Annotated in this window: 19 protein-coding genes; 3 read left to right on the forward strand and 16 right to left on the reverse strand. The window is 36.7% G+C overall.

From position 1 onward, the window contains the following. Positions 1-2: 2 nt before the first annotated feature. From PQ459_18380 to PQ459_18420, 9 genes are all read right to left on the reverse strand, one after another. Positions 3-2,828 carry an MSEP-CTERM sorting domain-containing protein gene (locus tag PQ459_18380; protein ID WDF46849.1) on the reverse strand — a complete coding sequence of 942 codons (2,826 nt, stop codon included), beginning with the start codon at positions 2,826-2,828 and terminating at the stop codon, positions 3-5. Between the two features lie 46 nt (positions 2,829-2,874). Further along, positions 2,875-3,411: an exosortase K gene (gene xrtK / locus PQ459_18385; protein WDF46850.1), complete on the reverse strand. Its 537-nt coding sequence runs from the start codon at positions 3,409-3,411 to the stop codon at positions 2,875-2,877. Positions 3,412-3,463: 52 nt separating this feature from the next. Continuing rightward, positions 3,464-3,967: a hypothetical protein gene (locus tag PQ459_18390; protein ID WDF46851.1), complete on the reverse strand. Its 504-nt coding sequence runs from the start codon at positions 3,965-3,967 to the stop codon at positions 3,464-3,466. A gap of 30 nt (positions 3,968-3,997) precedes the next feature. Continuing rightward, complete coding sequence (locus PQ459_18395; protein ID WDF46852.1) at positions 3,998-4,615, reverse strand: hypothetical protein; 618 nt, start codon at positions 4,613-4,615, stop codon at positions 3,998-4,000. A gap of 95 nt (positions 4,616-4,710) precedes the next feature. Beyond that, the gene (locus tag PQ459_18400; protein ID WDF46853.1) at positions 4,711-5,124 is read right to left on the reverse strand and encodes a hotdog fold thioesterase; all 414 of its coding nucleotides are present in this window, start codon (positions 5,122-5,124) and stop codon (positions 4,711-4,713) included. A 111-nt stretch (positions 5,125-5,235) separates the two neighbouring features. After that, complete coding sequence (locus PQ459_18405) at positions 5,236-6,036, reverse strand: enoyl-CoA hydratase-related protein (protein WDF46854.1); 801 nt, start codon at positions 6,034-6,036, stop codon at positions 5,236-5,238. Positions 6,037-6,161: 125 nt separating this feature from the next. Continuing rightward, on the reverse strand, positions 6,162-8,831 hold the full coding sequence (locus tag PQ459_18410) for a zinc-dependent metalloprotease family protein (protein ID WDF46855.1): 2,670 nt from the start codon (positions 8,829-8,831) through the stop codon (positions 6,162-6,164). 235 nt (positions 8,832-9,066) lie between these two features. Further along, complete coding sequence (locus PQ459_18415; protein WDF46856.1) at positions 9,067-10,008, reverse strand: T9SS type A sorting domain-containing protein; 942 nt, start codon at positions 10,006-10,008, stop codon at positions 9,067-9,069. 178 nt (positions 10,009-10,186) lie between these two features. Further along, entirely contained in the window at positions 10,187-11,728 is a 1,542-nt protein-coding gene (locus tag PQ459_18420; protein ID WDF46857.1) for a helix-turn-helix domain-containing protein, read from the reverse strand. Positions 11,729-12,137: 409 nt separating this feature from the next. On the opposite strand from PQ459_18420, the gene clpB reads away from it, so the two are divergent. Beyond that, the gene (clpB, locus tag PQ459_18425) at positions 12,138-14,729 is read left to right on the forward strand and encodes an ATP-dependent chaperone ClpB (protein WDF46858.1); all 2,592 of its coding nucleotides are present in this window, start codon (positions 12,138-12,140) and stop codon (positions 14,727-14,729) included. Between the two features lie 118 nt (positions 14,730-14,847). Here the strand turns inward: clpB and PQ459_18430 are convergent, their stop codons facing one another. The 4 genes from PQ459_18430 to PQ459_18445 all read right to left on the reverse strand — a co-directional run bounded on the left by PQ459_18430 (position 14,848) and on the right by PQ459_18445 (position 19,565). Further along, positions 14,848-15,651 carry a hypothetical protein gene (locus tag PQ459_18430; GenBank protein WDF46859.1) on the reverse strand — a complete coding sequence of 268 codons (804 nt, stop codon included), beginning with the start codon at positions 15,649-15,651 and terminating at the stop codon, positions 14,848-14,850. A gap of 130 nt (positions 15,652-15,781) precedes the next feature. Continuing rightward, the gene (locus PQ459_18435) at positions 15,782-16,489 is read right to left on the reverse strand and encodes an FKBP-type peptidyl-prolyl cis-trans isomerase (protein ID WDF46860.1); all 708 of its coding nucleotides are present in this window, start codon (positions 16,487-16,489) and stop codon (positions 15,782-15,784) included. Between the two features lie 104 nt (positions 16,490-16,593). Beyond that, entirely contained in the window at positions 16,594-17,550 is a 957-nt protein-coding gene (locus tag PQ459_18440; protein ID WDF46861.1) for a hypothetical protein, read from the reverse strand. A 146-nt stretch (positions 17,551-17,696) separates the two neighbouring features. Beyond that, positions 17,697-19,565, reverse strand: a complete 1,869-nt coding sequence (locus PQ459_18445) for a M1 family metallopeptidase (GenBank protein WDF46862.1) — start codon at positions 19,563-19,565, stop codon at positions 17,697-17,699. A gap of 374 nt (positions 19,566-19,939) precedes the next feature. On the opposite strand from PQ459_18445, the gene bglX reads away from it, so the two are divergent. Then, a complete protein-coding gene (bglX, locus tag PQ459_18450; protein ID WDF46863.1) occupies positions 19,940-22,162 on the forward strand; it encodes a beta-glucosidase BglX in 2,223 nt (740 codons plus the stop codon). Between the two features lie 24 nt (positions 22,163-22,186). Then, positions 22,187-22,651 carry a DUF4265 domain-containing protein gene (locus tag PQ459_18455; protein ID WDF46864.1) on the forward strand — a complete coding sequence of 155 codons (465 nt, stop codon included), beginning with the start codon at positions 22,187-22,189 and terminating at the stop codon, positions 22,649-22,651. 39 nt (positions 22,652-22,690) lie between these two features. On the opposite strand, the gene PQ459_18460 is transcribed toward PQ459_18455, so the two are convergent. Genes PQ459_18460 through fmt form a run of 3 tightly spaced genes read right to left on the reverse strand, consistent with a single transcriptional unit; the run spans position 22,691 to position 25,100 of the window. Beyond that, positions 22,691-23,521 (reverse strand): endonuclease/exonuclease/phosphatase family protein, encoded by an 831-nt coding sequence (locus PQ459_18460; protein ID WDF46865.1) that lies wholly within the window; start codon positions 23,519-23,521, stop codon positions 22,691-22,693. Between the two features lie 39 nt (positions 23,522-23,560). After that, positions 23,561-24,142: a GDP-mannose pyrophosphatase NudK gene (nudK, locus tag PQ459_18465; protein ID WDF46866.1), complete on the reverse strand. Its 582-nt coding sequence runs from the start codon at positions 24,140-24,142 to the stop codon at positions 23,561-23,563. A gap of 10 nt (positions 24,143-24,152) precedes the next feature. Continuing rightward, the gene (fmt, locus tag PQ459_18470) at positions 24,153-25,100 is read right to left on the reverse strand and encodes a methionyl-tRNA formyltransferase (protein ID WDF46867.1); all 948 of its coding nucleotides are present in this window, start codon (positions 25,098-25,100) and stop codon (positions 24,153-24,155) included. Between the last annotated feature and the right edge of the window lie 71 nt (positions 25,101-25,171).

The following is a 25,171-nucleotide window of genomic DNA, read 5'->3' on the forward strand; positions in this document are numbered from 1 at the left end:
TGTTATCTTTTGGATTGCAAATTTAACTTAATTTTTCTCTTTCTATATTCTTGAAATGCCACAAAAATCAAGATTAAAATACCAACCACAATGAGTTCTGGCTCGGACATCTGTTGCATTTCCTCTTCGCCCGCGTCCAAGGATTTGTTGCTATTCAAGATTTGGTCTTGTTTTCTTTTCAAAACGGCTTTTTGCGCTTCATTTTCCAAAGCCAGATAAGATGTTACCGGCATCATTACTTTGGCATTGAAGCTGTGTTTTACAGATGAAATCCAATCTTCATTTTCAACTTCTGGATGCAGAATTCCGGACCAATATTTCCCTTGCATCAGAATCGCTGAATTCCAATTTTTCTCTTTGATTTCTTCATCCGAAAGAACAAATTGACTTGATTTTAAAATCAAACTGGGCTCTTCATCGTTTTCAAGATAATAAGTTTTGTTCCCTATTTTGTAAGGCAAAACTTCATTATCCAAAATGATTTTCGGGTTGTTTTCAGTTAAATTCTTAGGATTTCCCACCAAAGAAAAAGAGGTTAAAATACCTTTATCACCTAACTGATAGAATAATTTATTATCAGGAAAAGTGAATTCCAAATCTGCAAAATCCTTATCCAAAACAGCATTCTGAATACTGTCTGTAACGGCTATAAAAAACGGGAATTTACTATCTGAATGTTCGTAAGACTTTATCAATTCTGTCCTGATTGCTCTATCCAGGAAATAACCACCTTCAAATTTTTGGTCAATGTTTTTATCGTTTAAAGGATAACTATTTGTGTAAGTATTGACAAAATAAGTCTTTGAATTTTCCACCAATTGAGGATATTGCTTTTTAAGCGTTTCAATCTGAGAAATGAAAACGTCTTTTTTATTTGCTTTCCCTTTCGAAGCATCCAACAGAAAGACAAAGTAAGGATTGCGCTTTATCGGCTTCAAACTTTTCTTTTCTTCTGCAGAAACATATTTAACAAATTGATTTTCAAAACTATGATTTTGAGAGTTTTCCGTCACATTTCCTAATTGAATTTCTTGATTTTCAATCGTGATTTTCAAAGGTTCTTTGTGCAAAAATTCGATTCCGGTTTTTCTTGTTTCATTAGTCACAAAAGGAAAAACTTTGAAAGCAATCTTGTTTCCTGTAAGATAATGGAGAACTCCCGGGTCTCTGTTTTCCGACGTAATCTGATTATAAATCCACATTGCAGATTTTTTCTCGGCCAAGATTCCAAACTCTTTTCGGTCTCCAATCATGAGATAATAATCGGAAACAAAACAGCCGTCAGGCAAATTAAAAATTGTAGAAAACTCGTGAGGTCTGCTGCCATCTGTATGGTCTGTCATTTCAAAATTCACCCAAGTTCTCCAGGCTTTTTGTGAAGAATCAAAAGTAGTTTGCGTAGAAATATTAGAAATAAAAACACGGTCTCTGCCTCTTGTGTTCGTAAAAATCTTTTCAGAAGATTTGCCAAAGAATACTTTTTCTATATTGGTAATTTTGGCGTCGGACAAGGTTAAATTATCCAAGACAAGCCAGTTGAAATATGATGTCAAATATGGAATATTGCCGTCATTCGAAAACATATCTCTGTTGTTTTTGTAGGAAGTGACAACATTTAAAGTTTTTCGGAGCGACTGTTTATCTATATCATATCTTTTGGAATAATCTGGTGTGTAGAGGAATTCTAATGTTTGATTTAAAATCTTTTTATCATTCAAATATTTAATTGTAATCGCAGTAGGAATGACTAAAAATCCAATTACAGAGATTGTTTTGAGTACATTCTTGGAAAAATTAATTTTTAAAAATGAAAAATCTTCTGCTAACTGAGAAATATGAAATATAAATAAAATAAGTGGTGAAAGCATCAAAAATCCAAATCCAACCGCAACAATTGCAACGACAGAAAGTGGTAAAAACGGTAAGAAAACAATGAAGAAATAAAATGTAAATGCAAATGTGACACTTCGAAGGACGAATAATATTAATCTAATATTTTTATTGTCAACATTCGGAATACAAAGCAAAACCCCATTAAAAACGGCTAAAAGCCAGAACCAAAAACCATTGAAATCTCCAAATATACCTCGTTCATTACTGGAAGAAAAATCAAAAGAAAAAATTCCCGCATTTACCAAAAGTCCTATAATTGGTAAAATAATGGCAAATAGTATTTTCCAAATCAGTTGATATTTCCTGAAAAAATCTGATTTCATTTGAATTAAAATGAAAATTCCTCTCAGTAAAAAGAACAGGAAAAATAAGGTTCCTGCAATAAAAACAAGAATCAAATGATTGTTGTAGTCTGTTTGAAAATTCCTGAATAATGGGACAATCAATTGAACCACAAGATAAAACAAAAGAGGAACACAAAGCGCCAAACCAAAACTTCGCCAAGGACTTTTCAGTTTGTTTTCCGGTGTAAAATGAACGACTAAAATAAACAGTGAATAAGCCAAAGTAGGCATCAAAAAAGTACCGACATAAAACATCGTCTCGCCCGAAAGCATCCATTGTGGAACAGATGGGGGAATGATTTCATTAAAATTATAATAGTAGAAATACAGAAAAACAATATTCGAAATCAACATAAAAAAGGCGAAATCCGTTTTGATTTTATAGTTTTTCAAAACCAAAAATACAGCAAATCCAAAGTTGATCATTCCTAAAGCCACCAACCAAAACGTGCAACTTTTCCACAACCAAATAGTTTCTGGCTTTAGCAATGTTTTGATGACAGAAAACTCTTGAAAACCGAGGATAAGCAACACTAAAACCGGTAAAGTGTTGATCAGGAAAATCCATTTTGGGCTAAGCAAACTTTTCATAAGTTGATTTTATTGTTTTTCGAAGTTGTATGCAATTGCAGTATTTTCATTCATTTTTATTTTTCCAAATTATGGCGAACCTAAATTTATTTTTCAAAAAATAATCGACACTTAAATACAGCATCATAAGACAGCAGACATACATAAAAGTTCCTTCCACTTGATGCACGTAAATGCTTTCAGCTTGATAAATCCCATTCGTTACAACCTGCAATAAAATCCTGGAAACAGTCACCAATATTGTAAATCCATAACTGAAAACCAAAGCTAATGGTAGAATTAAAAACATCCTTTTATCCTGCGGAAAATGCTTTATCAGTAAAAAAGTGAGCATCAAAAAAACAATCAGCAGAAAATTAAATCCAGAACAAATCTTATTGATGATAATATTCAGATTTTCATTGATATAACCAATCTCCGGTTTAAAAACAGAATCAGAACCCGTCGCAATATTGACTAATTGATTAATGGGTTTCAGTAAAAATAATACATCTTCATTACTGGAATCAGAATACCAGAATTTCAGCAAAACAAAGATTACAATTGCTGCAATAGAAAGAAATATATTTTTAAAATTTTGCATTTCTGATATTTAGCTTATTCTTTGTTGAGTTGATTGATGTTTAACATTTCTTTTAAGTATTAATTGGCTTCCAGTTTCCTTTTTTGAAAAACATATTCGAATAAGGTTTAGTTTTAAAAACTAAATAAAAATCCCAAGAGTTTCTATATAATGTAGGCTCTGCTCCTAAAATGAAATTTGGATTTTCATTAATGATTTTCAAATGTGGACTTGCTCCTCCTTCTATAAATTCAATTTTTCTTTTATAAATCTTTAATACTTTGCTTTCATTTGTAACATATAGATTCAATTCATCATCTTTTGTGATTTCGAATCTATAGTGATTGTATTGCCAATCAGCATTTTTCCCTTTAAAAAATTTTCTATCAACAATGTATGTTCCATAGAAATCTTCTTTATTAACTGTCGTTTTACTATTTAAAAAATTAAAAATAATTCCCGACACAAAAAAAAATCCAATTAAAATCCAAAGTGCAATAGCTGTGACTTTAAATATTTTCTTTTTTGTAAAGTAATTCAACCATAATAAACCAAATGTGATAAATACTGGAATCAATAATATTAATAAAGAAAACAACCACATAATCTAATCATACTTCCTATACATTAAAATCCCATAAAAAATATGCAAAAAACCAAATCCAATCGCCCAAAATACCAAGCCCCAACCAAGCCAAAACAATGCAATTAACCCAAGAACGACTTCACAAATCCCAAGATATTTGATGTCACTTAATGTGTATCGTTCGGCATTAATCAAAGCCAGACCGTAGAAAATCAGCATTGCTGGCGCAATCAATGGAAAATAATGATGGTACCAGAGTGCAACACAAAAAATCCCGCCTGCTGCTAATGGAATTGCAAAATTGAATAATAACTTCTTCGTAATCGAATCCCAAATCTTCAGATTCTTCCTTTTACTTTTTCTGGCTGTGAAAATATAACCACTGGAAATGGCTAAAACCAAAACTACCAAAGCAACCAAGAATAATTCTTTTGCCAAAGCTGCTCCGTAGATATTGCGTTCGCCATCAAAATAATCGATGCCTTCTCTCTGGAAAACAAAATAAACGTAGACAGAACCCAGCAACGCCACGATTCCCGCAATCACACCGGACAAACCACTCAATGAAATAAATCTCGAACTGCGTTCCATCATCTGACGGATGTGCGCCAACTCTTCCTGATAATTTTTCGATTCCATAAAAAGAACTTTGAATTACAAAGCTACAATTTATTTTAAAACTCCAAAATAAATTTTGAAGTTTTTTTGTCAGGCTGAGACTCTCCGTAGCTTTTCTATAATTCCGTTACTTTCTTACCAATTTTGTAAACCGTTCCTCTGAAACCTGCAACAACCTCATCATTCTGATTCTTGATCGTAATGTCATACACTGCAGTTTTTCTGGTGTCGGTGAGCAAAATACTTTCGGCAGTCAAAACATCGCCATCTCGTACAGCTTTTGTAAAATTAATATAACAATTGAGTGCAACCGCCGCTTCCCCAGTATTATTGGAAGAAAAAGCCAACGCCGAATCTGCAAAAGCGAAGGTCACACCGCCGTGAACGGTTCCCAATCCGTTGATCATTTCTGGTTTGATGGGCATTTTTACAAGACAATAGTTTTCTTTGATATCAATGAGTTCAATTCCCAACCACTGAGAAAACAGGTCTTTGCCGAACATATATTCGGCGGTCTCTTTTGGAGTCATATGCGATAAATGATGATTGATAAATGATGGATAATGGATGATGGATGATGGAAGCTAAAATAAAAAACGCTCAAAAAATTTTCAAACTCTCCAATTCTCCCACTCTCAAACCTATTTCCCTTTGTAATTCGGTAAGCGTTTTTCGATAAAAGCAGTCACACCTTCTCGGAAATCCTCTGTTTCGGCTGCATCTTGCTGAATGATGGATTCGTAATCCAACTGTTCTTTCAATGTGAAATCATAGGATTTGTTGAAGGCTTTTTTGGTGAGATAAAGTGCTGTGGTTGCTGAATGCGCGAGTTGAGTCAGCACTTCCATTGATTTTTCAACAAATTCTGAATCTGGGAAAAAATCGGCTATCAGACCAATTTTCTTAGCTTCTGGTGCAGGAACTTTTTTTCCTGTGAATGAGAGATAACTTGCCAATTGTCTTCCTACCAATTTAGGTAAGAAATAAGTTCCAGCAGTATCTGGAATCAAACCAATATTAGCAAAAGCGAAAGAAAAATAGGAACTTTCCACCGCCAAAGTAAAATCACAAATAGAAGCCAACATCGCACCAGCGCCGACTGCAGGACCATTGACCAAAGCAATCACAGGTTTTCTGCATTTCACGATTTCCAAGACCAAAGGATTGTAATATTCGATGACAAAACGTTGGATCTTTCGGTCGTCGTCGTCATTACCAAAACTTAGGGCTTCTTTCAGGTTTTGACCAGCACAGAATGCTTTTCCTTTTCCTGCAATCGCAACGCAACGCACGTTTTCATCTTCACTGAATTTGTGAACGGCATTTCGCAATTCGGAAAGCATTACTTTGGTCAAGCTGTTATAACTTTCCGGTTGGTTGAGGTAGATCAATTGTAATTTTCCGTCGAACTGGGCGTCTATTTCTATTTGTGTATAATTCATTTGACATAATTATTGTTAGTTGCAATTTAATATATTTTATTGAAAGCCCTGAAGAAAGTTCTATTCTAAAAATAACAAAAGCCGACCATTGCTGGTCGGCTTTGAAATTTATAAATAATTCGAAATTATTTGATCATCAATTTCTGAGTGTAGTTAGCTTTTGGAGAAGTTACTTTTAGCAAGTAAACACCTTTTGTCAAGTTAACATTGAACTCATTTGTAGACTCACCTGTCAAAACGTTGAAGCCAGAAGTGTGAACCAATCTTCCATTCATATCGTAAATTGCCACTTTAGCATTTCCGCCAAGATCTTTTGACTTGATGAAGAAATTACCGCTTGATGGATTTGGATACACTTTGATATTGTTAGAATTGAAAGCACTTTCGTTTACAGCCAATAACTGCGCATCTCTAGTACATAATTCCAGTGACCAAGTCGTTACTTTACCAGTTAGATTTCTCACGTTGTCAGAAACAAATAGATTCCAAACACCTTTCGTATCGTTTCCTTTGAAAATGGTCAGAGACTCATCTGGTTTTACAGTTCCAGCAATCGGCGATGCACAAACATAAGTAGAGCCTTCATCACTGAATGTTGCGTTAATACCCTGACTTGTACACTTTCTATTCCACAACCAAGCACTTTGACCTAATGGCCCTTGAATTCCTACAACCAGTTGGCTAATTCTTGGGTGATCAACGGTTGGCTTCACTCTTATTTTTGTAATTACAGCAGAATCCTGAACATCAATCGGTACCATAATCTGAGGAGATGAAATTGGTCCACTTGTGCTTCCTGTTCCATCATTGATATCTACAGCAGGACCTGTGTAATTGTATGTAGTACAAACTTCGCCTGTTGCAGAGTAATCTATCACAAAACTAGGACTCATTGCAAAGTAAACATTGTCAACCGCTTCTATCATAAAATAAGCATTAGCCGCCTGTGAACCAGCAGGGATAGAGATAGACTCTTCTCCATCATTAGCTGTATTAGCCGCTACCGTGGTGAAAGTTTTACCGCCATCCAACGATAATTTGATATTGACATTAGATGTATTTACCGGAGCAACATTTGTGTTGGCAACATTCCATTTCACATTGTACGTTGCATTGGAAACCAAGCTTTCTCCAAAAGTTGGCGCTGTCACTACAAACGGTCCAGCCGCTGCACTCACAGTCACTACTACTTCATCTGTATTGGTTTGAGCACCATTGGCAGAATTGTCTCTCGCTGTCAAAGTAAAATTCAAAGTTCTTCCAACGCTTGAAAGTGCTTCCCAACGAGTTGCATTAACGCCTGCTAACACCTTTCCGAATTCAGGGAAATATCTTACAGGCTCAGATTTTGGAGGGAACATTTTGAAGTTTGGACCACCTGCCTTCGTAGGAGATGCGTAAGAACCTGTTGTAAATTGTGCCGATGAGGTTGCAGGATTATTCTGCTCCCAAACGTAAGATAACGTGTCATTTTCAGCATCAGTCGCAGTTCCTCTCAATACAAATGGTGTGCTGATTGGGATTGTAACGTCTGCCCCAGCATTTACAACTGGTGCTGTATTTGTAGTTGGTGTATTAACTGCGCAAGCTTTATTAGCTAAATTATTCTGAATTTGCAGAATATTTCTGTAAGTAAAGAAGTCATTTGAGTTAAACTGTGTATCGTAAGCACCTGTGATTCCCGTATAAGCCATAATGGTGTTACCACTACCCACTTCTACCTGAACACCTGAACCTTCGGATCCGCTGTAAGTATGTGTGTGATTTCCTCCTACCTGGTGACCAATCTCGTGAGCCACATAATCGATATCAAAAATGTCACTTACAGGAATGTAATGTGAGGTGAAGCCAGAACCTTTTGTAGCGTTTGTACAGATACAACCAATACAACCTGCATTACCATTTGGACTTGCATACACTACAACGTGTCCGATATCGTAATTTGCAGCTCCAATGACAGAGTTCAACGTAGACTGCACCTGTGAGTTGTATGATCCAGTATAAGGGTCTGATGCTGCATCTAAGTAAATGATCGGTAGAATATCAATCAAGTTGAAGTGTACTGCCAGATCTTTCTCATACAAAGCATTCACTCTCGTCACTGTGTTGTTGATTGCCGCTAGAACGACTGCTTTCTTTTCATCATCAGTGGCATCTGTTGCACCAGCTCTTTGGATATGATATTGGGAATACTCTGCCTGTGCAGACATTGCCAGTCTGAATGTTTTATAAACCTGATTATTAGACCTATTGGTGGATGTTGCATCCTGGTTTCCTTCTATAATCTCGTCCATCGTGGAACAGATAAACTCATCTTTCTGATCCAAAATTCTGGATGCTGACGAATACGCAGCATAAACGTCATTACCAGCAGTATAAGCTTCAACAAAACTAGACTCTCCTATTCTGAATGTTGACGACGAAAGTCCAAGATCAGAAATTGAAAATCTCAAATAAGCCGACTTATCCGTAACTCCAACTCCCATATAAGATCTGATGCCAGGAAACATAGCCTGTACCTCTGGCGTGAAGTTGGAATATTCCCAAACCTGGAATTTCTCCAAAACACCTTTTGCATTAGGCATCAAAATCTCCACGCCTTTTTGTCCGGAGAATTTTTGAGGTGCGTTTTGCAATTTTGATTGCATTAGACCCTTATCCAGAGAAAAAAGTTGCTTTTCCTTGAGGCTTGCAAATTCAGCTTTCACCTGCTTGCTCGTATTGCCCACTTTTGACCATTGGGCAAAACTCAACATTGGCAGAACCAATGCAGACATTAGTAAATACTTCTTCATATTAAAATTTTTGTGCAAATTAAGAATTTTTAACAGAATTTTCACAATATAAATTCAACAAAAAATATCAAATGTAATTTTTGTCATTATAATCCCACACTATAATTATGAATATAAAAATAAAACACCACAAATTTTAAAAAATCAATAATTGACCAATCACCCTAATAATCATATAAGAAAACCCGCTAGAATTAATCTTCAAGCGGGTTTTATTTTAATTTGGAGTATATGTTTACTTTCTGATGAGTTTATTCGTCAAAGTAATATTGGAAGATGTTTTTGTTTTAATGATATAAACACCTTTAGCCAAATCCTGAACTTCCACTTTTGACCGATCACCGTTTAAAGTTTTTACCAGTTTACCACTCGCATCGAATATATTGACAGAGACAATTTTCATCGATCCCATATTCTGATATTCGAAATGATCTTGAGCTGGATTTGGATAGATGTCAACTTTCGATTTTGGGTTGGCATCAGCAACATTCAGGAAGTCACATTCTGCCTCCAACTCGTACAAACACTCCTGATTGATCAGCTGAAACCAGTCAAAAGTATCACTTCCCATAGCCAGACTTTCTCCTACGACACCTTCGCCGGTATCATAATGCGCCGTTGAGGACCACGCGTTGGCATCAGATTTTGTGCTCATCCAGATTCTTCCGTCCGACATCGTTCCGTTCAAAACAATTGGTGTGTTTAGTTTAATTTTGATTTTTCTGATGACAAATTCGTGCAAAGGCTCATAACCTACTTCCTCAAAGGATTCAATACTGCTGTCGGTCACAGATAGGATTTGTTGACCAGGAACATTTCTTCTTGGGTCTTCGGGATCTTCTGGCGTAGAAAGCGTGTTGTCATAGAACAAAAAATTCACAAACGTTGGCGGCAACTTACTCGCCAAGGTCACGACAATGCTGTTGATCTTGATGGTTTGGTTCGTTGCGATTGGAATGTCCACTGCTGCTTTTTGTCCGCCAGCGCCGATGATGAAAACACCGTTCTCTTCCTCCGTATCATTAATGACCACGGTGTTGCACGTTTCTGCCTTAAAAGCTGTTTTAATTGGCGTGCTTCTAGGTGTAGAATCCGAGAAGGATTTCCCGTAACCCAAGCTTTGAGAATAGACCACCATCGAACCTAAAGCCGATAGAAAAAATACAATTTTCTTCATAATTAATTTTTTAAGATTTAATAAAATTTTTTGCGATAATCTTATCAATCAGAAATATTTTTTATTTCATTGATGAAGTAAATGTATATACTTTAAGAATCAAAAAAAAGCTTTTGTCTTCCAAAATATCATATTTCAAAAGTAAAAAATGAATATTAAAATTCAGAAAATCAGATTATTAAATATTTTGACATTTCTTTTCGGCTTCACGGAGAAATGAGGATGGAGAAATCCCAGTGACATTTTTAAAGACCGTTGTGAACGAACTATGGGAAGAAAAACCGGCTTCTTCTGCCAGATAACTTATTTTATAATTAAGGAATTCCGGACGTTCGAGAATCTGTTTGCAGATATAATTAATTCGAAGCTTGTTCAGATAATTATTGAAGTTTTTCTCTTTGTGTTTCTTGATGGTTTCGGAAAGATAAGTTGGATTGGTTTTGAACATTACCGCCAGACTTGCAACCGTCAGCTTTTGATTTGTGAATTTCGCCGATGCTTCAAATTTTTCCAACTTTTCCAAAATCATTGTTTCCGCAGAACTTGGAACAGAAAATGGTATTTTTTCTTTCTCCTCAATTTCTGGCTGAGTGATTTCTTCAAGCTTGAAAGCCTTCTCTTCTTTTTCAAGATTGGAAATAAAATTCTGGTAAAGAAGTTTCTCTTTTTTTCTCTTTTGATTAATGTAAAAAATAGAGATTCCACCAATGAGCATTAAAAATCCACAACCAATTATCAACAGTTGATTATGCCCTTCTTTGTCAGAAATCTTATCCATAAGACTCTTCTGCTCGATTGTCACCGCCGTATTGATGGCTTTCAGATTATTGTCTTTCACATCAGGCTCAAGTTCCAAAAGCTTTTCAGAATATTCGATGTATTTTTCTTTGTCATTTAAAGTTTTATAAGCTGCGATAAGCTTTTTGTACATATCAGCTTTGAGACGATTATCCTTAAAAGCATCTTCTTTCAAAACGATTTCCAAAGAATCAATTGCTTTTTGATTTTCATTTTTATCGATATAAACTTTTGCTAAAGTATTATAAATGAAATATTTAAACTCTTTATTTTCCGTATCACGAATCGCCAAGGCTTTATTAAGGAAATATTCCGCCGAATCATTTTGTTTGAGATAAGCGTAGGAAACGCCCATATTGTAAAACGCTCTTCTGAATTGAAAAATGTTCTTTTTGTTTGGATTTCCAATGTTTCCTAAAAACTTTAAAGCTTTTTGATAATCTTTTTTTGCGACCAGAAAATTCTCTTTGTCGGCTTCAAGATTTCCATATTCGATGTATAATCTGGCCGTGAGGAAATTCTTTTCGTAACCATTCGGCAATTTATCAACCTGCTGTTTCGATAAATCCAAGTAAGGTTTTATTTTATCCGGAAAATTCAAAAAAGAATATTGATTGGCGATAGAACCATAGATTTTCGCTTTCAGTTTGGTGTCATCTAATTTTTCAGCAATTTCTTTCGCTTTGAAAAGCATTTCCGTTGACTTTGCAAAATCTGGTTTTTTGATTTTCAGATATGCATCCGCCATTTTCATTCGGACTTCATATTTGGCTTCTTCTGAGATTGGCTGCTCGAGCTTTTTGAGACTTTGATTAAGAATTGATTCTGGCGAAATTTTACTTCTGTCCAAAGTCTCGGAACCAGACAAGTCTTCCTGATTTTGATTCTGTGCAGAACAAAACAACATCAAACAAAAGGTCATCGAAAAAATTAGAAAACGAGCCAACTTCAGATTTTATACTCAAATTTATAAATAAAAAATACGATTTGAAATATTAAGAAATTGAGATGATAGAAAAAACGTTACCAAATTGACAATCATTTGAAAGCAAAAAATCAAATTATCGGAAATTTTGTCGTTCTCATTTTAATTAAAATTCAATTATTCGGAAATTTTGTCTGATAATTTTAAAAATTCAACAAAAGAATACTTTTTGCGATAAGCTATTCGAATTAAATGATTGATAAAGCATTAAGAAAGCTAACCTCAAAATTACTTTCTTAATGTTTTTTAAAAATAAAAATCATCTTTTCAAAACTCAAAATTGAATAAAATTTGATGCTATTTTAAAATCAATTATCATCTATCAACCATCAATTATAATAAAGATATGAACTTAAACCAATATACCGTAAAATCACAGGAAGCCATCCAGGCCGCTCAGCAAGTGGCAATGGAATTTGGCAATCAGCAGATAGAACCACAACATTTACTGGAAGGAATCTTTCAGGTAGATGAAAATATATCGCCTTTCTTATTGAAAAAATCTGAAGCAGACGCAAATTTAGTAAGAGAGCGAAACAGAGAAAATTTAGAAAGACTTCCGAAAGTACAGGGAGGGAATATTTATCTTTCAAATTCAGCAAACAAAGTTCTGTTGGACGCACCGAATATTGCCAAGAAAATGGGCGATGAATTTGTAACGATTGAACATTTATGGCTTTCGCTTTTAGAAACTAATTCAGAAGTTTCAAAAACGCTGAAAGATATGGGCGTAACCAAAAGTCTTTTGGAAGGTGGAATAAAAGAATTAAGAAAAGGCTCGAAAGCCACTTCTGCAAGTTCGGAAGAGACGTATCAATCCTTAAATAAATATGCTAAAAACTTTAATGAATTAGCAGCAGAAGGAAAACTCGACCCGGTTATCGGACGTGATGAAGAAATCAGAAGGGTTTTGCAGATTTTATCGAGAAGAACTAAAAACAATCCAATTCTAATCGGTGAGCCAGGTGTCGGTAAAACGGCGATTGCAGAAGGAATTGCACACAGAATTATCAGCGGTGATATTCCTGAAAATTTGCAGGATAAAACTTTGTACTCTTTGGATATGGGTGCTTTGATTGCCGGTGCAAAATACAAAGGGGAATTTGAAGAAAGGTTGAAATCTGTTGTGAATGAAGTCATCAAATCAGACGGACAAATCATTCTTTTCATCGATGAAATCCACACTTTGGTGGGAGCAGGCGGTGGAGAAGGTGCAATGGATGCTGCAAATATCCTAAAACCTGCTTTGGCAAGAGGAGAACTGAGAGCCATCGGTGCAACCACTTTGAATGAATATCAAAAATATTTTGAAAAAGATAAAGCGTTAGAAAGACGTTTCCAGAAAGTAATGGTGGAAGAACCTGATACTGAATCGGCAATTTCCATTCTTCGAGGTATTAAAGATAAATATGAAGCGCACCATAAAGTAAGAATCAAAGATGAAGCGATTATTGCGGCGGTGGAAATGTCACAAAGATATATTTCAGACCGGTTTTTACCGGACAAAGCAATTGATTTGATTGATGAAGCTTCGGCCAAACTGAGAATGGAAATCAATTCGAAGCCTGAAGAGCTGGACGTTCTCGACAGAAAACTGATGCAAATGGAAATTGAACTGGCTGCTATTTCGAGAGAAGGCAATCAGACGAAAATCGACCATTTGAAGGAAGATATATCAAAAATTTCTGAACAGAGAAACGAAATCAACGCCAAATGGCTTAAAGAAAAACAAAAATCTGAAGATTTAACTTCGATTAAAAAAGATATTGAATCTCTGAAACTTGAGGCTGAAAGAGCTTCGAGAGCAGGAGATTATGCGAAAGTCGCAGAAATTCAGTACGGGAAAATCAAAGAGAAAGAAGATGCTTTGCAGAAACTCGAACTGGAAATGCAAAACCATCAGAATGAATTGATTAAGGAAGAAGTAACCGCAGATAACATCTCAGAAGTGATTGGAAAATGGACGGGAATTCCTGTGACCAAACTTCTTCAGTCTGAGAGAGAAAAATTATTGCACCTTGAAACCGAACTTCATCACAGAGTTGTGGGTCAGGAAGAAGCCATCGAAGCGGTTGCAGACGCCATCAGAAGAAACAGAGCGGGTTTAAGCGACGAGAAAAAACCGATTGGGAGTTTCTTATTTTTGGGAACAACCGGAGTTGGTAAAACTGAGCTGGCAAAGGCTTTAGCTGAGTTTTTATTCGATGATGAAAATAATATGACGAGAATTGATATGAGTGAATATCAGGAAAGACATTCCGTTTCTCGTTTGGTTGGTGCGCCTCCGGGATATGTTGGTTACGATGAAGGTGGACAGCTGACTGAAGCTGTGCGAAGAAGACCTTACTCAGTCGTGCTTTTGGATGAAATTGAAAAAGCGCATCCGGATGTTTTCAACACATTGCTGCAGGTTTTGGACGACGGAAGATTGACGGATAACAAAGGTCGTGTGGTGAATTTCAAGAACTCAATTATCATTATGACTTCAAATCTCGGTTCGCATATTATTCAGGAGAATTTTGAAAATATTACCGAGGAAAATCAGGATGAAATTGTGGACAAAACAAAAATTCAGGTTTTTGATTTGTTGAAACAAACGCTTCGTCCCGAATTCCTGAACAGGATTGATGAAACCGTATTGTTCCAGCCTTTAAGAAAAAAAGAAATCGGAAAAATCGTTCAATATCAGTTGAGAGGTTTTAATGATATGTTATTGAAAAGAAATATTATGATGACCGCAACTCAGGATGCTTTAGATTACCTGACCAACAAAGGTTACGACCCGGTTTTCGGCGCGAGACCTTTAAAAAGAGTCATTCAGCAGGAAGTTTTAAATAAATTATCAAAAGAAATCCTCGCAGGAACCGTGAATGACGGTGACCGAATTACCTTGGACTATTTTGAAGAGACAGGTTTGGTTTTCAGACCAGTGGAATAAATTACATTAAATTTTTCTTCATATTAAATACTATTTTAAAACAAGAAAACCTCAGCTAATTTTGGCTGAGGTTTTTGATTTTAAATAATACTAATAAACTAATAAAAAAAAACAGAGTTTAATTGATAGTTTTTATACCCGAAATTTCAAAAGGTGTTTCATAATTTACATTAGGCGGCTGAACTGGAATTCCCTGTGTTGTATAACCTTGATCTGTAGGAAAGAAATCGCCCGTGTTTTCACGATGAAAGTAAGCATTAAAAGTATTAACATCATTACCAGTAACTGGCAATCTCGGAACAAACCAAAACCAATCATCTCCATAATTAAATCTAAGGGACATTTTATACCAATAACGACCAGATTGCAAGTTTAAATCCTTAATATCAGTATCGACCTTATAAACAAGCTTTGCCTGTTGATTCATAGTAGAAGAGGTTGTAAGATGATTAACTCTATAGATATTTGTAGCTGATATAGATTTAAACACATTATCATTCATATTTCCGTAAACCTTTTTTGAAGTGGACAGTTTTGGATCACCGTCATAAATCTCTAAAACAAGGGTTTTAATATAACTGACACTGTTTGGCAAAATATCAGGATTCATAATGAAAAAAGAAAAATTATCGATTTTCCAGCTTTCATTTGGCGGAATAATAAAATCATCTGAAACAGTATGTCTCGAAGGTTCAGCCCAATTCAGATAAAATGCACTTAACATACCTTCACTCCCGGCTGGAATTTCACTAAATTCAAAACCGGTTGGTGCAGCTAGCCCTGTAGATGAAACTTTGCCTGTTGAGAGACTACCATTTTTGTAGCTAAAAGGTTCTTCTGTTTTGGAAGCATCCTCTAGTCCATCACTCGAACAGCTGAAGATCAAAAATGATACACCAAAAACAAATAATAGATTTTTCATAATAATTAATTTTTAGATTATAAAGTTACTAATCACATAACGAAAAACCAAATATATTATTATATCCGCACAAAATAATCTTAAAAGACCTTCTGCTAACGTTTTTTAATTTTTGTTGAACTAATTGACTTTACTTAATACTCACCAATTCCACATCAAAGATTATAGTAGCACCACCTGGAATTGCACCTCCAGCGCCTTGGTCTCCGTAAGCCAAATCGGACGGGATATAAAATCTATATTTAGAACCTTTGCTCATCAACTGAATTCCTTCTGTCCAACCTTTGATGACACCACCAAGATTGATATCCATTGGTGCGCCGCCATTTTTGTCGGTAGAATCGAAAACGGTTCCGTCCAAAAGTTTTCCGGTGTATTTTACCTGCACAACATCTGTTGCTTTTGGTTTTGTTTTGCCATCACCTTCTTGCAAAACTTCATATTGCAAACCTGAAGCAGTGGTTTTTACCTTTGGGTTAGTTTTGTTTTTCGCAAGAAAATCCAGACCTTTTTTCTTATTGTCATTGGACTGTGCTCCCGCTTCAGACTGTTTTTTTTGCTGTTGCTTCATCATAAAGTCTTGCATAAAGCTGTTCATTTCTTCAGCTGGTAACATCTTTTTCTTCGTGCTGTCCATTTCCTCTTTGATACCTTGAGCCAAAAGTTCTGCATCTACTTTGAAGCCTTCTTGTTTCATATTTTGAGCGATACTCATTCCTATGTAATAAGAAGCTTTTTGCTCATCTGTATATTTGCTGTCGTCTTTCTTGTCACCTTTGTCAGCACACGAAAAACTAAGTGCTGCTATGCAAAACAATGCGATAGTTTGTCTTTTCATTTTATAATTTTATGATTACGAATTAATGGTTGCAAATCTATTATTAATAATAGAAACTTTCCTGCTAGAATGAATTTTTCTACTGCTGATTTTTAAATTTCATTTCAAGACTCCGAAATCATCTTATCCAAATCCAACAGCAGATAATTAATATTTTGATTAATGGTCCTCGTCGCAGACTGCATTTGGTTCAACATCGAGGCTCGGTTCTGCAAATCCGAGGCTCGATAATAGCCACCCGTTCCAAAATTCACAGATTTGTTCGCAGCATCTTCATCGTTATCAAACTGGTACTGAATCCACCGTTGCTTCATATTCTGGATGATAGAATGTTCGCGGTTGCCCGTAAATTTTTTCTCGGTGTACATATACCAAATGAATGGTGGGAAATTATGAGATTGTAATTTCTGTTCCCAAATATCCTTCAGCAGATTCCGCTCGTGGATGAACTCCACCTTCTTCCCTTTCGGATTGAAAGTCGCCAAACCAAGACCAGCTCCCAAAAGTCCACCACCAATACTCACGATGTTTTCCGCATTGTCATTTTTAATAATCCCGCCAGCAACCGAAGTCACCGCACCTGTGATGATGGAAAACAGAATCAGTTTGTTATTCCTGTTATTATTCAGGTTGTCTAAGTAATTCGCCATCTGGTCCACGCGTTCACCTTCGCAGTCAAATTCGGCAGCAACAGCATCCAACTCTGTAAGAGAAATACTGATTTTACTATTGATTTTAGTTTTCAGCTGCAGCACTTTCACTTGTGCTTCCAGGCTGTTATTCTTTTTGAGGTCAATGATGTTTTCCACTTCATCCACACTTCCCAAAGCATTCAGAATCAAAATACTCTGGTCAGAAAAATAATCCTTCAATTGACTGTTTGCCGAAATGATAGAATCGGAATTGTACGAAGGCAAACGCTGTGTATAGTTGTACTGCAAAGGCGCTTTGCAATAGCTGTCTCTCAACGTCAGGATGTTATTTTGTAACGTTTTCGTTTTATTGGAAACGCAGGAAACCAACAGCGAAATAGCAACAATTGATAAAACTATTTTCTTCATCGACATTAAATTTGGTGAGCTGAAACCACATAGAAACATAGATTAATACACAAATTATAAAGCTAAAGGAAAAATAGAAATCAAACTATCTATTTCATCTTCTTAATCCTTACTAAACTATGTTTCTATGTGGTTAAAAATAATATTTAATTCTGTCCTATTAATTTCAAATTATCTCCTGGCGTGTAATCCATAAAAATCCCGCCATCCAGATTAATAGATTTGATTTTCTTCTTAGCAGGAATATTCAGATTGGTTACTTTCTGGTCCTTCTCCCAAACCGCTGGCGTGAAATGTCCTTTTTCTGTCGTTCCATCTTCATAGGTCAAAACCACATCAAACGGAACTGCAAATCCACCGACATTCTCAACCGTTAAAACCAATTGTTTGTCCTGCTGAGTCACAGACGCAATTTTTAAATCAATATAATTGTTCGTGTAAAACCAATTGTTGAAAAACCAATTCAAATTCTTCCCCGAACCAGCATTCATCGAATTGAAATAATCCCAAGGAATAGGATGTTTCCCGTTCCAGTTGTCCATATAATGATGCAAAGCTTTCTTAAACAAATCATCACCCAAATAATCCTTCAAAGCCAAATAAGACAACGCCGATTTCACATAGGCATTGTTCCCATATCCAGCGCCCGAAAGCTGAGAACTCATCGTGATAATCGGTTGGTCTTGCTCGGTGGAAGCATCATTAATCCAACGTTTTACACGGAAGTTCTTCATAAATTTGTCCGCAGATTCTTGCCCATTTTCAGAAATTCCAATCAAATATTCCAGCATCGTCGCCCAACCTTCGTCCATAAAAGCATATCTGGTTTCATTGATTCCCATATAGAAAGGGAAATAAGTATGCGCAATCTCGTGGTCAGCCGTTAATCTCGCATCCTGCAAATCGTCCGGAATGCTCGTGTCGTTTATCATCATCGGATATTCCATATCGGCGTAACCTTGCACGGCCGTCATCGCTGGGAACGGATATTCCACGCCGGGCCAATTGTCCGTAAACCATTTCAAATTATAGCGCATCCATTCTGTATATTTCTCGAAATCTTTCGCCCCAACTTTATAAGCGGATTGCACGCTCGCTCTCTTAGTTTTCAGCTGAACACTCGAAGCATCCCAAACGTAATGATTGCTCAAGGCAAAACAAAAATCTACAATATTATCTGCTTTGAATTTCCAAACATTCCACTCATTCTGCTTCGTCACTTTCCCCGATTTCATTTCAGATTCATTGGCAACGTGGATGATTTTATCAGATTTCAAAGATTCTTTAAAACGTTTCAAGTATTCAGGATTCAGAACTTCTTCAGGATTCAGAAAATCTCCCGTTGACCAAACCACAAAATTTTTAGGTGCAGAAATCGCAAAAGAATAATCATTGAAGTCATTATAAAACTCCTGTCTGCCGTTGTGCGCCAACATATCCCAACCGTTGTAATCATCATAAACGGAAACTCTCGGGAAAGAATACGCCACATAAAAAGTCTCCGGGTCTATCTGCCCTTCTCTCCCACTTTCCTTTGCCAATGGATATTCCCAATCGATTTTGATTTCCGTTTTCGATTTTGCTGAAATTGATTTCGTTAGTTTCACCGCTTCCACAGTTCCCCAGTCATCGCTGTTGATGTTGTATTTTTCTCCGTTGATATAGAAAGATTTAATTTTCAAACCATCTGTCAAAGATTCCTTCGAGACGTATCCGGCTCTCGGAGACTGCGGTTTGGTCATATTATTCACAAACCGAATCGCCAAAACCTTCAACTCATCCGGACTATTATTGGAATATTGGATGGTCTCAGAACCCGAAACTATTTTCGTTTTCGCATCCACTTTCACATTCACATCATAAACACATTTGTTCTGCCAGTAATTTTTTCCTGGTTTTCCAGAAACATCGCGAGTCCCTTTCGCATAAGCATTCTTGATATTCCTCGGCATATACAGTTCCTGCGCAGAAATCGCCGTTCCCATCAGCATCAATCCCAATAATAATTTTTTCATTTCCAAAATTTAAAACTCAAAAATAAAGAATTAAAACCAATTCCCTCGCTGAGCATCATTTATCCAATATTGAATAATGATTTGGGCAGCTTTATCCGCCATCCGCTCCCAATCTTTTTTGCAGACGATTTCAGTTGAGTTGAACTTGAGTACAAGCAAAAAAGGATTTCCGCTCAAGTCGGGCTGCGGATTCCAAGACAAATCAAACATTTGCAATAATTACCAAGTTTGTCAACTTCTCAGCACAAAAAAAAACATCTCTAAATTCCCCTCATCTGGAGGGAATTCAAAAATTTGAAAAATTTTTGACGGGGTGGTTTATAATAATTACATTTACCTCAATCAATTTCTCAAAAAGAGACAACAACATTACAATGAAAAAATATAGCCTTTCACTTCTTCTATTAATCTTCGGAATCAGCATCTCCGCTCAAAAAAGCATCGACCAAAAAGTCACCGAACTTCTGTCCAAAATGACCTTGGAAGAAAAAGTCGGACAACTCGTCCAATACAGCGGCTTCGAATATGCCACAGGTCCACAAAACTCAAACTCCAAAAAAGTCTTGGACGAAATAAAAAGCGGCAAAGTTGGCTCAATGCTCAACGTAACCGGCGCAGAAGAAACCAAAGCCTTCCAAAAATTAGCCTTAGAATCCCGACTCAAAATCCCGTTGATATTCGGACAAGATGTAATTCACGGTTTCAGAACGACTTTTCCGATTAACCTTGGTCAGGCCGCCAGCTGGGATTTGGAAATGATAGAAAAATCCGAAAGAATTGCCGCAATAGAGGCTTCCGCATTCGGTGTTCACTGGACATTCGCGCCAATGGTGGACATCGCAAGAGACCCAAGATGGGGACGCGTAATGGAAGGTTCCGGAGAAGATACTTATCTCGGAACCAAAATCGGATTGGCAAGAATCAAAGGTTTCCAAGGCAAAGGCTTAGGCAACATCGATGCGATAATGGCGTGCGCGAAACACTTTGCCGCTTATGGTGCAGCAGTTGGCGGACGAGATTACAACTCGGTTGATATGAGTCTTCGTCAACTTCACGAGACTTATCTTCCACCTTTCAAAGCGGCTTCGGAAGCGGGCGTTGCTACTTTTATGAATTCATTCAACGACATCAACGGAATTCCCGCAACTGCTAACAAATATATCTTGAGAGATTTACTAAAAGACCAATGGAAATTCCAAGGCTTTGTGGTTTCCGATTGGGGAAGCATCGGCGAAATGATAAAACACGGCTATGCAAAAGACAACGCCGAAGCCGGAGAAAAAGCCATCCTCGCAGGTTCCGATATGGATATGGAAAGCAATATCTATATGGAGCAACTTCCTAAATTAGTCAAAGAAGGAAAAGTCGATATTAAATTTGTTGACGATGCTGTGAGAAGAATCTTAATCAAGAAATTCGAATTGGGATTGTTTGACGACCCATACAAATTTTCAAATTCCGAAAGACAAAAACAACAAACCAATAATCTTGAGCACAGAAAATTCGGAAGAGAATTCGGGGCAAAAAGTATCGTTCTTTTGAAAAATGAAAAGAAAATCCTTCCACTTTCAAAATCAACTAAAACTGTTGCCTTGATTGGACCATTCGGAAAAGAAGCAGTTGCGATGCACGGATTTTGGTCGGTTCCTTTCAAAGATGACGCGCAGAGAATTGTCACTCAATTTGACGGCATCAAAAATCAATTAGACAAAAACTCAACTTTGCTTTATGCGAAAGGCTGCAATGAAAACGACGACAACAAATCGATGTTTGCAGAAGCTATCGAAACGGCAAAAAAAGCAGACGTCGTGATAATGACTTTGGGCGAAGGTCACGCAATGAGTGGCGAAGCGAAAAGCCGAAGCAACCTACATTTCTCCGGTGTTCAGGAAGAATTGTTGAAAGAAATTGCCAAAACAGGAAAACCAATTATTCTGATGATAAACGCCGGAAGACCTTTGGTTTTTGATTGGGCAGCGGACAATATTTCAACCATCGTTTACAGTTGGTGGCTGGGAACAGAAGCTGGAAATTCTATCGCCGATGTCATCTTCGGAAATGTGAATCCTGGCGGAAAATTGCCAATGACTTTCCCAAGAACAGAAGGTCAAATCCCAATCTATTACAACCATTACAACACGGGAAGACCAGCCGGAAAATCGACAGACAGAAGTTACGTTTCCGCTTACATCGATTTGGACAACGACCCGAAATTCCCGTTTGGATTTGGATTGAGCTACACGGATTTCAAATACTCTAACTTCAATTTGAGTTCTGAAAATCTAAAAGGCAATCAAACTTTGACCATCAATGTGAATGTTGCCAACATCGGAAAATTTGATGGTGAGGAAGTGGTTCAGCTTTACATCCGCGACCTTTTCGGGAAAGTGGTTCGCCCTATCAAAGAACTGAAAGGTTTCCAGAAAATATTTTTGAAGAAAGGCGAAAATAGAAATGTAACTTTTAAACTGACTCCTGAGGATTTGAAATTCTACGATGACGCTTTGAATTACGATTGGGAAGCAGGCGAATTTGAAATAATGGTAGGGACTAATTCCAGTGAAGTGATGGTGAAGAAGATTGTTTGGAATAAGTAACTTTGTTTTCAAATAAAATTTCAAATGAGCGATAATTTAGAAAAAATTTTAGTCCGATATTACAGTGATGTTCTTGAAGAAATTGTTGTTGAAACACTTTGGGCGGAAATTATAAATTCAAATGATGGCCTTTATAAGATTGACAACATTCCATTTTACGGTCCGGGTTTTTCTTCTGGAGATATTGTTTTTGCAGAATATGACGAAGAGGAAGAACGCATTACCTACAGAAAAATTGTAGAACATTCTGGAAATTCCACAATTCAAATCGTTGTTCTTGATGAGAATATTGATGTAATGGAATTAAGAAAAGAATTTGAAGGTTTAGGATGCGAAAGTGAAGGAATGGGAAATAAATATTTTGTGATGGAAGTTCCGTTCAATACCAGTTATTCAATCATATTCAAAAAACTATCAGAATTAAGTGACGATGAAAAAATAGGTTTTGCAGAACTAAATATTTCGCAAAAACATTCTTCTGAAAAATAAAAAAAGTCCTCTTTCAACAAGAGGATTTTACGTTTATAACTATTTCTTAAAACTAATCTCCGCCAAAATCGGAAAATGGTCTGATGGATAAAGCAGATTTTCCCGCCTGTCATTGATTGTCCGGTTCGATTGGACTTCGAAGCCCTTTACAAAAACATAATCGATTCTTTCTTTTGGAACTGTGTTCACATCAAAAGCTGTAAAAGTTCCTTTTGGTCCATAATGCGGTTTCTTCGAATGGTAATAGACATTGTCCAATGATTGAGAAATGATTTTTATTGGTTCTGTATCGTCCGTCAAATTGAAATCGCCTGTCAAGGTCAAAGGCAGATTTTGTGGATTCAGTTCTTTGATTTTTTCAAGGATTAATTTGGAAGAATTGACTCTCGCCACATCGCCAACGTGGTCAAAATGGAGATTCATCGCCAAGAACTTTTTCCCACTTTTCTTGATTTTAAAAAATACGTAAGTGCAAACTCTGTTATAAGCCGCATCCCAACCTTTGGATGGTTTTTCGGGTGTTTCGCTAAGCCAGAATGTTCCTGATTTCAGAACTTCCAATTTATTCTTGTCGTAGAAAATCGCCGAATATTCGCCTTGATTTTTCCCATCGTCTCTACCAACGCCGACATAATCGTAATCTTTCAAATTAGTTTTGATGTCAACCATTTGCTGAGGAACTGCTTCCTGCACGCCGAAATAATCCGGATGATAATAACTCATCAGCGCCAGAGCATCGTCCTTTCTTTTGTCCCAAGCGTTTTCTTTATCACTTTCCAATGACAGTCGGATGTTGTAGGTCATTACTTTCAAATCCTGAGAAAAGAAGAGATTGGAAGCGAACATTAAACCAAATAATAATTTTTTCATTTTAGATATTTAAGTTTGATAATATCGGATTGAAGATTTTTATAATATATTTTTAAGCCTAAGATGCTGAATCAGCATAATCGTTTTAGCATCTTTGATTTCGCCATTATCAATCATATCAAGCGCTTTATCAATATCCAATTCCAGAACTTCTATTTCTTCCTGCTCTTCTTCCAGTCCGCCACCGTCATTGATTTTCATCGATTTGGAATATTCCGCAATGAAAAAATAGAGAATCTCCGTCACAGAACCTGGCGACATATAAACTTCGAAAACTTTTTTGATATCCGAAATCTCATAACCCAATTCCTCTTCCGTTTCTCTTTTGATGCAATCTTCGGGATTATCTTTATCCAAAAGTCCGGCGCAAGCTTCAATCATCATTCCGTCCTCATTGCCATTGATGTAAGTTGGTAGTCGAAATTGTTTTGTCAGAATGACTGTTTTCGATTCTTTGTTATATAGCAAAATCGTCGCACCATTTCCGCGGTCGTAAGCTTCTCTGCTTTGGGTTTCCAGCGTTCCGTCTTTCTTCTGGTATTCGAAAGTCACTTTGTTCAAAGTGTACCAATTATTGGAAAGAATTTCTATTTTTAGAATCTTGATTTTACTATTTTGCATATGGGTTGGATTACTTTTTATAATCTTCAAAATTCTGGATTCCATTCAAAAAATCTTTGACCGGCAACCTTTTCTTACCTTGAATCTGCACATCTTCTGGATAATAGATTCCGTCTTTTGTATAAAATTTGAATTCAGTTTTGGAAATATAAAAATCACCAGCTTCACGGGAATGTGATTCAACTTCGAATTTTCCTTTGAAGATTTTCAAGGATTTTTCTTCGTCACCAACTTTCAGAATCGTGAAAGCCGTTGGATAAGGCGACATTCCTCTCACAAAATTGTGAACGGTTTCCGCACTTTGATTCCAGTCGATTTTCAGGTTTTCTTTGAAAATTTTGTAGGCAGTTTTTGGATTTTCTTTGTCAGGTTGAGGTTTTTCTTCGATTGAATTATCAGCCAATCCATCCAAAGTTTTGATGATTAATTCCGAGCCGATGTTCATCAATTTATCGTGCAACGTTCCAGCATTGTCTTCTGATAAAACGTCGGTCTCAGCTTGAAGAAGAATGCTTCCTTCGTCAATTTTTTCATTGATGAAAAACGTCGTCACGCCAGTTTTGGTTTCGCCATTGATAACCGCGTAATTGATTGGCGCCGCGCCACGATAATCCGGCAACAATGAAGCGTGGAGATTGAAAGTTCCCAATCTCGGAATCGAAAACAAGACCTGAGGCATCATCCTGAAAGCTACCACGACAAAAACATCGGCATTCAGATTTTGAATGGTTTCCAAAAATTCCGGGTTTCTCAGTTTTTCGGGTTGAAAAAGATGGAGCCCATTTTCTTCTGCAAAAACTTTGACTGGTGAAGGCGTGAGTTTCATTCCTCGTCCGCTGGCTTTGTCGGCAGCAGTTACAACGCCAACCACATTATGATGAGATTTGAAAATGGCTTCCAAAGAAGCTTTGGCAAAATCGGGAGTTCCGAAAAAAACGACATTGAGGGATTTCGTCATTGATTTATAATTGATAAATGATAGTTGATAATTGATTTTTGATTCGAATCACTCGCAGCCCGACTAGAACG

It is taken from the genome of Chryseobacterium sp. KACC 21268, from assembly GCA_028736075.1.
Taxonomy (GTDB): domain Bacteria; phylum Bacteroidota; class Bacteroidia; order Flavobacteriales; family Weeksellaceae; genus Epilithonimonas.

Coding starts and splice junctions, on each gene's coding strand:
- PQ459_18380 (WDF46849.1), bottom strand. CDS start 2,828: ATGAAAAGTTTGCTTAGCCCAAAATGGATTTTCCTGATCAACACTTTA.
- xrtK (WDF46850.1), bottom strand. CDS start 3,411: ATGCAAAATTTTAAAAATATATTTCTTTCTATTGCAGCAATTGTAATC.
- PQ459_18395 (WDF46852.1), bottom strand. CDS start 4,615: ATGGAATCGAAAAATTATCAGGAAGAGTTGGCGCACATCCGTCAGATG.
- PQ459_18400 (WDF46853.1), bottom strand. CDS start 5,124: ATGACTCCAAAAGAGACCGCCGAATATATGTTCGGCAAAGACCTGTTT.
- PQ459_18405 (WDF46854.1), bottom strand. CDS start 6,036: ATGAATTATACACAAATAGAAATAGACGCCCAGTTCGACGGAAAATTA.
- PQ459_18410 (WDF46855.1), bottom strand. CDS start 8,831: ATGAAGAAGTATTTACTAATGTCTGCATTGGTTCTGCCAATGTTGAGT.
- PQ459_18415 (WDF46856.1), bottom strand. CDS start 10,008: ATGAAGAAAATTGTATTTTTTCTATCGGCTTTAGGTTCGATGGTGGTC.
- PQ459_18420 (WDF46857.1), bottom strand. CDS start 11,728: ATGACCTTTTGTTTGATGTTGTTTTGTTCTGCACAGAATCAAAATCAG.
- clpB (WDF46858.1), top strand. CDS start 12,138: ATGAACTTAAACCAATATACCGTAAAATCACAGGAAGCCATCCAGGCC.
- PQ459_18430 (WDF46859.1), bottom strand. CDS start 15,651: ATGAAAAATCTATTATTTGTTTTTGGTGTATCATTTTTGATCTTCAGC.
- PQ459_18435 (WDF46860.1), bottom strand. CDS start 16,489: ATGAAAAGACAAACTATCGCATTGTTTTGCATAGCAGCACTTAGTTTT.
- PQ459_18440 (WDF46861.1), bottom strand. CDS start 17,550: ATGAAGAAAATAGTTTTATCAATTGTTGCTATTTCGCTGTTGGTTTCC.
- PQ459_18445 (WDF46862.1), bottom strand. CDS start 19,565: ATGAAAAAATTATTATTGGGATTGATGCTGATGGGAACGGCGATTTCT.
- bglX (WDF46863.1), top strand. CDS start 19,940: ATGAAAAAATATAGCCTTTCACTTCTTCTATTAATCTTCGGAATCAGC.
- PQ459_18455 (WDF46864.1), top strand. CDS start 22,187: ATGAGCGATAATTTAGAAAAAATTTTAGTCCGATATTACAGTGATGTT.
- PQ459_18460 (WDF46865.1), bottom strand. CDS start 23,521: ATGAAAAAATTATTATTTGGTTTAATGTTCGCTTCCAATCTCTTCTTT.
- nudK (WDF46866.1), bottom strand. CDS start 24,142: ATGCAAAATAGTAAAATCAAGATTCTAAAAATAGAAATTCTTTCCAAT.
- fmt (WDF46867.1), bottom strand. CDS start 25,100: ATGACGAAATCCCTCAATGTCGTTTTTTTCGGAACTCCCGATTTTGCC.